The organism is Bradyrhizobium sp. (assembly GCF_004799405.1).
Lineage (GTDB): Bacteria > Pseudomonadota > Alphaproteobacteria > Rhizobiales > Xanthobacteraceae > Bradyrhizobium.
This window is the reverse complement of the sequence record NZ_SSMW01000071.1, coordinates 1-7,941: the sequence shown is the minus strand read 5'-3', so window position 1 is coordinate 7,941 and position 7,941 is coordinate 1. Positions and strand designations below refer to the sequence as shown.

At 58.6% G+C, this 7,941-nt stretch carries 8 protein-coding genes; 3 read left to right on the top strand and 5 right to left on the bottom strand.

Going from position 1 to position 7,941, the window contains the following annotated elements; translation table 11 throughout:
• The 5 genes from E7813_RS10880 to E7813_RS10860 all read right to left on the bottom strand — a co-directional run.
• Window positions 1-1,106: MBOAT family O-acyltransferase (locus tag E7813_RS10880; RefSeq protein ID WP_291573660.1), on the bottom strand; the 1,106-nt coding region annotated here is incomplete at its 3' end.
• 12 nt (window positions 1,107-1,118) lie between these two features.
• A complete protein-coding gene (locus E7813_RS10875) occupies window positions 1,119-2,096 on the bottom strand; it encodes an SGNH/GDSL hydrolase family protein (protein WP_291573659.1) in 978 nt (325 codons plus the stop codon).
• 228 nt (window positions 2,097-2,324) lie between these two features.
• Window positions 2,325-4,160 carry a carbamoyltransferase gene (locus E7813_RS10870; RefSeq protein ID WP_291573657.1) on the bottom strand — a complete coding sequence of 612 codons (1,836 nt, stop codon included), beginning with the start codon at window positions 4,158-4,160 and terminating at the stop codon, window positions 2,325-2,327.
• Window positions 4,161-4,167: 7 nt separating this feature from the next.
• On the bottom strand, window positions 4,168-4,317 hold the full coding sequence (locus tag E7813_RS10865; protein ID WP_291573655.1) for a DUF5989 family protein: 150 nt from the start codon (window positions 4,315-4,317) through the stop codon (window positions 4,168-4,170).
• A gap of 11 nt (window positions 4,318-4,328) precedes the next feature.
• A complete protein-coding gene (locus E7813_RS10860; protein WP_291573654.1) occupies window positions 4,329-4,772 on the bottom strand; it encodes an SxtJ family membrane protein in 444 nt (147 codons plus the stop codon).
• A gap of 184 nt (window positions 4,773-4,956) precedes the next feature.
• On the opposite strand from E7813_RS10860, the gene E7813_RS10855 reads away from it, so the two are divergent.
• The 3 genes from E7813_RS10855 to E7813_RS10845 all read left to right on the top strand — a co-directional run.
• The gene (locus E7813_RS10855; RefSeq protein WP_291573653.1) at window positions 4,957-5,865 is read left to right on the top strand and encodes an N-acetylglucosaminyltransferase; all 909 of its coding nucleotides are present in this window, start codon (window positions 4,957-4,959) and stop codon (window positions 5,863-5,865) included.
• Between the two features lie 125 nt (window positions 5,866-5,990).
• Window positions 5,991-7,412, top strand: a complete 1,422-nt coding sequence (locus E7813_RS10850) for a glycosyltransferase family 87 protein (RefSeq protein ID WP_291573652.1) — start codon at window positions 5,991-5,993, stop codon at window positions 7,410-7,412.
• Between the two features lie 132 nt (window positions 7,413-7,544).
• Window positions 7,545-7,941: hypothetical protein (locus E7813_RS10845; protein ID WP_291573650.1), on the top strand; the 397-nt coding region annotated here is incomplete at its 3' end.

Sequence of the window (7,941 nt, the reverse complement as noted above, 5' to 3'; positions counted from 1 at the left end):
AAGGTAGCGAGAACACCCACCCACCGCGGTACCGAAGTTTTCCATTGCGCCAAATACGCCCGCAGCACGTGAACGACGACCAGCGCCGCACCGTGCAGGGCTCCCCAAATCACGAAGGTCCAGGCGGCGCCGTGCCACAGTCCCCCGAGGATCATGGTCGTCATCAGATTGAGACGGCGACGTCCTTCGCCGCGCCTGTTTCCGCCGAGCGGGATATACAAATAGTCGCGAAGCCAGAAGGACAGGGTGATGTGCCAGCGGCGCCAGAATTCCACGATCGAGCGGGCGGTGTACGGCTGTCGAAAGTTCGTCGGCAATCGAATGCGAAGCAAGTAGGCGATGCCGATGGCCATGTCTGTATAGCCGCTGAAATCGCAGTAGATCTGCATGGAAAACCCGTGGATCGCGAGCAGGTATTCCCAGCCGCTCGGCTGTTGAGCGGCTGAACTGAACACATGATCGACCGAACCGGCGATCATATCGGCGAACACCAGTTTCTTGGTCAGGCCGATTGCGAATAGGGCGATGCCGAGCGTGAACCGTGCGCCAGTCGCGCGCTCCCAGCGCGAAAACTGCGGCAACAACTCGTTCGGACGAAGAATTGGTCCCGCAATCAAGTGAGGAAAAAACATCACATAGGCGAGGAGTTTTCGCAGGCTCTTTTCAACGGGGAATTTCGATCGGTAAGTATCCACAACGTATGCCGTGGCCGTAAAGGTGATGAACGAGATGCCAAGCGGCAGCGCAAACCGATAGGCATCGGCTTGACCTTGGGCTTGAAGTGTCGCCGGCAGGATCGCGAGGATGTTGGCCAGGAAAAAATGCGCGTACTTCACGACCAGCAACGGTGCAAAAAGCGCTGCAATCACTGCGGCGAGACGCTGTTTGCGGGCAGGCGCCCCGACTCCCCGATCGATCCAGATCGCCCCCGACCAGGCGATCAGCGTGAGTAGGTACGGCAGCCAGACATAATCGACGCGCCACCACGCATAGAACACCGTGCTTCCGGCGATGATGAGATAAAGTCGCCACGAACCGGGCAGCAAAAGATGAAGCGTCAGGTATCCCAGAAAAAATACGAGAAATGGGAATTCGCTGAATAACAATGTGTGACCCGGTTACCGGGACGGCGCGCTGGAGGGCAGGCGGATCACCGGCAGCATTGCATTTGCCATCAATCCGTGAGCGATCGCATTCGGATGCGGATCACCCGGCATGGCCCAAACCTCCTGCGGCGAAAGCGTTCCCAGCGCCGGAAGAAAGTCGACGTACCGGTAACCATCATCATCCGCAATTGACCGCATGCGGTCGTGAATAAAGCCAAACGGATAATTGGTGAGATCATGAACGTCGGGCGTCATAGCCATATATAATCTTATGTCGTGCGCTTTGGCATAATCAGCCAGCATCTTTAGTCGCTTCTTCATTTCGATATAGCCCGGCTGGTCCTCGCGATAGACCTCCTTATAGTGATCGACAAGACTTTGCTCGCCTGACTTGTTTGCCAGCCGCGAAAGGGCGGTCCAGGTGATCACAGCAAGCTCGCTGTTTCGCAACAGGATGTTGCCGCCGCCGGGGTCCAGTTTCTCCGCGTCGCGCAGAAAATACTGCACTACGATATCGGTGGGATTCAACCCCTCAAGCTGAGTGAAAAATCTCTCGATGTAACGCTCGGCGTTGTAATTCCCCACGCCGCCATTCAGCACCTCGACGTCTTCGCCCTCTTCTCGCAGACGCTGTTGCAAACGCGCCGAAATCGTATCCTGCTCGGGGACGCCCCATCCCAAAGTGATCGAGCCACCCAGAAAAAGAATGCGGCGCTTTGGCGCGGGCACCATCACCGGTCCGCCACGCAAGCCCCATTCGTTCAATCGGATGTCGACGGACTCCAGAAGCGCCGAGGCGTTCCTGACATGCTCATGGCCGAGGCTCGGGTCCGGGCTCGGGACCTTCAGTTCCTTTGCATACCGCCACATCTCAATGTCGTAATTCCTCATCGTGCTGTTCTTGATTCGCAGCAGCAATTCCGCCGCGCCCAACGCCACAGCCGTCGAAGCAACGCACAGTATTGCGGAATAAATCAGGTTCTTGTTCAAGTTATTTTCATCACCTTGTCGGTCTCATGGTCCTTCTCGCCCAATCGATTGTGTTACGACCGTACGCCTCGTCATAACGAACCGACTTGGATGCGTAAATCTTCCGCGACACAAGATACAACCTAATAATCCAACTTGACCAAAAAAATGGCAGGTGGGCCACCATCAATCCGGGACGCGGTGCGGCGACGCGGGCGCGGAGCCACCGAGCGGAGTTACCCGCCAGGCTCAATCCAGATCGAACGCCGCCTTGTAGTCGAGTTTCAGCGCGGGGTCCTGGTCTTGCTTCTGCAGGAAGCAATTGCCAATCACCAGCGTTTCAATCTCCGATCCCATGAAGCAACGAAACGCGTCGCCGGCCGTGCAAACGATAGGCTCGCCGCGAACGTTGAAGCTGGTGTTGACGACGACGGGACACCCGGTCAGGTCGCGAAACCGGCTGATCAAGGCATGGTAGAGCGGATTGGTCCGCTTGCTCACGGTCTGGACCCGCGCCGAATAATCGATATGGGTAACGGCCGGAATCTCGGAGCGCGGTACGTTCAGCTTGTCGATCCCGAACAGAAGCTTTTGCGCTTCCGTCATCGCGATGCATCGCGCCTCGCGCACATTGGCCACCAGAAGCATGTAGGGCGATTCCTCGTCGAGATCGAACCATTGCGACAGGTCTTCCTCCAGCACCGACGGCGCGAACGGCCGAAAACTCTCGCGGTATTTTACGCGCAGGTTCAGCGTCTTTTGCATCGCCGGCGAACGCGGATCGCCGAGAATGGACCGGCCGCCCAATGCGCGCGGCCCGAACTCCATTCGCCCCTGCACCCACCCCAGCGCCTTGCCCTCGGCCAGCGCGTTGGCGGCGCGGTCGATCATCTCCGTCTCGCTCAGCACGACATATTTTGCGCCCGCGGCGGTCAGTTCAGCCTCGGTTTGGTCGGGCAGCAAGGCCGGCCCCAGATACGCGCCGTTCATGCCATCGGTCGCGTCGGCAAGCGCCACGCGGGGCTTGCCATTACGCAGATGGTAAGCCGCCAGGGCCGCCCCCACCGCGCCCCCGGCATCGCCCGCCGCCGGCTGGATCCACATCCGGTCGAATATTTTTGCGCGATGGATCTTGCCGTTGGCGACGCAGTTCAGGGCGACGCCGCCGGCCAGACACAGATTGGGAAGACCAGTCTCGGCCCGGATCGAACGGGCCAGCCGCAGGATCACTTCCTCGGTCACGGCCTGGATCGAGGCCGCGACGTCCATGTGAAACGGCGTCAGCAGCTGTTCGGGCGTGCGCGCGGGCTTGCCAAACAGCGCGTCGAAGCGCGGATTGGTCATGGTCAGGCCGGTGCAGTAATCGAAATAGCTCTGGTCGAGCCGGAAAGTGCCATCGTCCTTGAGGTCGACCAGATTGTCGAGGATCAGCTTTGTGAATTTTGGCTCGCCGTACGGCGCAAGTCCCATCAGCTTGTATTCGCCTGAATTGACTCGGAACCCGGTATAATAGGTGAAGGCCGAATAGAGCAGCCCGAGCGAGTGCGGAAAGTGCAACTCCTTATGGATCTTGAGATCGGCTCCAGATCCAATCGCAAGCGACGTCGTCGCCCATTCGCCGACCCCGTCCATGACCAGCACGGCGGCATCTTGAAACGGCGACGGATAGAATGCCGAGGCCGCGTGCGCTAGATGATGTTCGGTAAACATGATGCCGGACGGATCGAAATCGGGCGCCAGCTTGGCGAGTTCGTCGGCAAGCCATTTCTTCTGAAACAGTTTCTCGCGCAGCCAGATCGGAATGGCCATCTGGAATGAGCGCATTCCGCGCGGGGCAAACGCGACATAGGTCTGCAGCAGTCGCTCGAATTTCAGGAACGGCTTGTCGTAAAACACCACGGCGTCGAGGTCGGCGAGCCCGCAGCCGGCTTCCTTCAGGCAATATTCGATGGCGTGGCGCGGAAAGCCGGGATCGTGCTTCTTGCGGGTGAAGCGTTCTTCCTGGGCTGCAGCAATCACATTGCCATCGGTGACGATTGCGGCGGCGCTGTCATGATACAGCGCCGAGATACCGAGAATGCGCATCGGCCGATTAGAACAAGGTATAGATGAAAGGAGCCACCGCGCTGCCCTGCGTCAGAACCAGAAGTCCTCCGAAAACAAGCATCATGAGCATGATCGGCAGAAGCCAATATTTCTTCCGCACCCGCATGAAGCGCCAAAACTCGGCAATAAAGGACATTGAAGCTCCTCTCAGAACTGATCGTTGATGCTTTCGGGCGAAGGTCCCGGGGGAACCCTGACCAGCCAGTAAGTCGCGGCCTTGGGCTCGCGCCGCAGATTCAGAAGGTCTTTTCCCATCCAGCGCAAGATCATCGCCGCCGGGGCGATGACCAGGAAGAACAACCCGCCCAACACAATGGGCGACACGATCTTGCCCAATAGCAAGCCGAGCTTGGCCCATAGCCGATTGAGCGGGGCAAGCAGCGCCGGGCGAAACAGGCCGACGCCGGCAAACCCGAGCCCGATCGCCGCGTATAGCGGCCAAGTGTGGGTTCCATGCCAGTAACGCACGAACGCGATGAGCAGGAACACCACGGCGAACACCATGCCGAATGAACGGTCGCTGGAGGACTTCGCTTCCGAATGGGCCGCGCCGAATTCGTGGTGATGTTGCTGCAAGACTTTTTGATCCATTTAAGTTTGCGGACAGATAACAGCTTAAAACCGCGGCAGCAACCACCCAACGGCACAGCCGCGACAGAAAAAAGTCCGCACTTTTGTGATGAGAGCACCGGTTTATCTTTACCGCCGATAATCCTTGCGTGCCTGTCCCGGATCATGCATTTTTTTGGCTTATCGATCAAGGCAAGAGGCAGGAGTGCCGGTGACGCGTATTGCGTCGAGAAGGACCACGAGGATGGCGGTTTACGATTGTTTTCCGTTCTTCAAGGAGCTCGACATTCTCGAAATCAGGTTGCGCGAACTTCACGACCTGGTGGACAAATTCGTCCTGGTCGAGAGCCACAAGACGTTTAGCGGGCGCAACAAGCCGTTATTTTTTGGCGAGCATCGAGAGCGCTTTGCCCCGTTCCTGGACAAGATCATTCACGTCGTCGCCGACCCTCCCGATGGGACCGCGATATGGCAACGGGAGATATTCCAGCGCGATGCGATCGAGCGGGGCTTGATCGATGCCGATCCGGCCGATCTGGTCATCGTCTCCGACGTCGACGAGATCCCGAAGCCTGAAGAGCTTAGAAAGATCGTCGCGATGCCACGCGGCCGAACTATCCATTGCCTCGGATGCGATCAATATCGCATGCGCCTCAATCTGCGCATGCTTCCCGACAGCGACATCCATCACCTCGGACCGGTCATCGTAACCCGCAGATATTTCCGCTCCGCGCAGCACCTTCGTGCGTTCTGGCCGCGTACCGGATACCGGAAAATTCCGACTGCCATCGCCAAGGCGTGGGACGCGCTTCGTGCAAGGAAAAAGCTGAACTTCTATGGTATCCCAAACGTCGTCCGCGGGGGCGCCTGGCATTTCTCTTTCATCGGCGACGATGATGCGATCCGCGATAAGCTTGCGTCCTATTCCCATCAAGAATCCAACGTGCCGGAAATGCTTAAGACCATACCCGATGCGATCCGCATTGCCTTGGAACAAGGGCGCTTCATCCGTCAGACCGGCTCCTTTCGTGTTGAAAAGCTGGACGCAATGCCGATGACCGTTCAACGCGATGCGAAGCGGTTCGATCATCTGATCTTGCCGCGTCCTAATTGATCCAGAAACGGACCGCTTCCCCACCAGTAAGCGCGCCCGCTCCTGTATGCTCCAACTTAAAAGCGCGAACGAAAGCAGCATCCAGAGCACCGCTGCGGCCCGCACGCCGAGGTTTATATGAAACTATGCTCGCCCCCGGTTCCGCCCGGACCGTGGGCGGCTTCTGCGGTTCAGGGAGCACTAGCCCTTCTAAACCAGCCGCAATTGTCCTAGTCCCTTCACAACTCCTGGAAAAACGAGAAATGCGAACTCGAATGCGATTCCTCGCCGATGTCTGCTGCTTGAGACCTTTGGTCTCGTGGGAACGTTATGTGCTGGTGGGCTCATTTCTCGCTGCCAGCGTTGCTTTGCTGGCCGAGCCGATCGTGCCGGAGCTGTTCGGTCACGGCAAGGGCATGGACTACCTGCAATGGTTTTCTGCCGGTCAGCGCATGCTGCGGGGAGGTCCCACCTACCTCGTCGCGGAGGGTCATCTCGGTTTTCTCTACACGCCTTTCGCGGCCCTGCTGATGGCGATCCCGAGCTATTTCGGCAAGACGGCGCTGGTGGTGACGCTGGCCTGCGGAACGCTTGCGAGCTGGTGGATCGCCATCTGTCTTGCGAACCGTCTGGCCGGGAACGGCGACAGGTTGTCGCCCTGGAGCGTTGCGCTGCCCGTGGTCGTGACGCTCCCTTTCGTCTATGACCAGTTTCATCTCGGGCAGCCCAACCTTTTTCTGCTGACCCTGATGCTCGGTGGATTCTTGCTGCTTCGCGCCGACCGCGGCTGGCTCGCCGGCCTGCCATTCGCGGCCGCTGCCGCCATCAAGGCGTTTCCTGTCATGATCGTTCCCTATCTGCTGTGGCGGCGGCAGTGGCGCACCGCGGCCAGCATGGCGGCGTTCATGATGCTGTTTCTCGTCGTCTTGCCCGGGACGATTCGCGGGTTCGAGCGCAACCTGAACGAACTCGATTTTTGGGTACACGAAATGTTGTTATCGGGCGATGACCGCGAGTTCGCCCAGCGCGCCGACACGTTCAGCTGGAAGAACCAGTCCCTGTACGCCGTCGAGCATCGTCTGCTTCGTCCGGTGGACGCGGAATCCATTACCGACCGGAAGTCTCCGCCACTCTATGTCAATCTGCTGAATCTGGATTACCGGACGGTCAACAAGATATATTGGGCGACGGCGATCGTCATAGGCCTGATTTTCGTCGCCGCACTTCCGGCCTATTCCCGGCGAAGCCCTCGCTCGGACGCTGCCGAATGGGGCATCCTTCTGTTGCTGATCGTGATCGCGACGCCGCTGGTCCGTTCTTATTACTACATATGGCTGCTTTTTCCGTACACGGTGCTCGCCCACAGGTTGGCGAGCGAGCCGGATCGCAGGCTGGCGCGGGCGACAATTGCCGCGATCGGATTCTCGGTGGTGCTTCTGATAAGTGGCATCAACGTCATCCAGCCACGCTATCCCCAGGCCGCCGGAAACTTTGTTTGGGCGGCAATCGTGGTGGCATTAATTTTGGCGGTTCACATGCGCCGTGACGCGCTGCCGTCAAAAGGGTAAGTCGCGCTTCCAGGTAGTTGATAACGTTAGTTCCGCCGTTTGGCCGCGGATAAAAGTCGACCGTCTTTTGCCCTTGCGCGCTTGCCTTGGATCATCCATTTTCAGCGCATCGATGAGGACGAGGGGTAAGAGGTGCGGATAACGCGTTCAAAGCTCGGCGGCGCCGCCGTCCTGGTTGGCGTCAACCTGGCGGTTCTGCTGGTTGTAGTCCTGGTCTTCGAATTGTCGTTCGGAAACTGGTTCGTACCGTACGTCCTGCCGAACAATAAGATCAACGTTTCCTACACGTTCCGGCAGACGGCGTACCAGCCATCGAGCACGGTCACCTATACCCGGGATCAATACGGGCTGCGCGGCGTCCACGGCCCTCTCTCGTCGGTCGAACTCGTAACTGTCGGCGCGTCGACAACAAACCAGGTGCTCATCACCGACGGCGAGACGTGGCAGGACGTCATCCATGAGGCGACCGGCATGAGCGTTGCGAACGCCGGTGTTGACGGAATGTCGACACAAAACCAACCGGAGGTGC

Coding starts and splice junctions, on each gene's coding strand:
- E7813_RS10865 (WP_291573655.1), bottom strand. CDS start 4,317: ATGTCCTTTATTGCCGAGTTTTGGCGCTTCATGCGGGTGCGGAAGAAA.
- E7813_RS10860 (WP_291573654.1), bottom strand. CDS start 4,772: ATGGATCAAAAAGTCTTGCAGCAACATCACCACGAATTCGGCGCGGCC.
- E7813_RS10870 (WP_291573657.1), bottom strand. CDS start 4,160: ATGCGCATTCTCGGTATCTCGGCGCTGTATCATGACAGCGCCGCCGCA.
- E7813_RS10850 (WP_291573652.1), top strand. CDS start 5,991: ATGCTCGCCCCCGGTTCCGCCCGGACCGTGGGCGGCTTCTGCGGTTCA.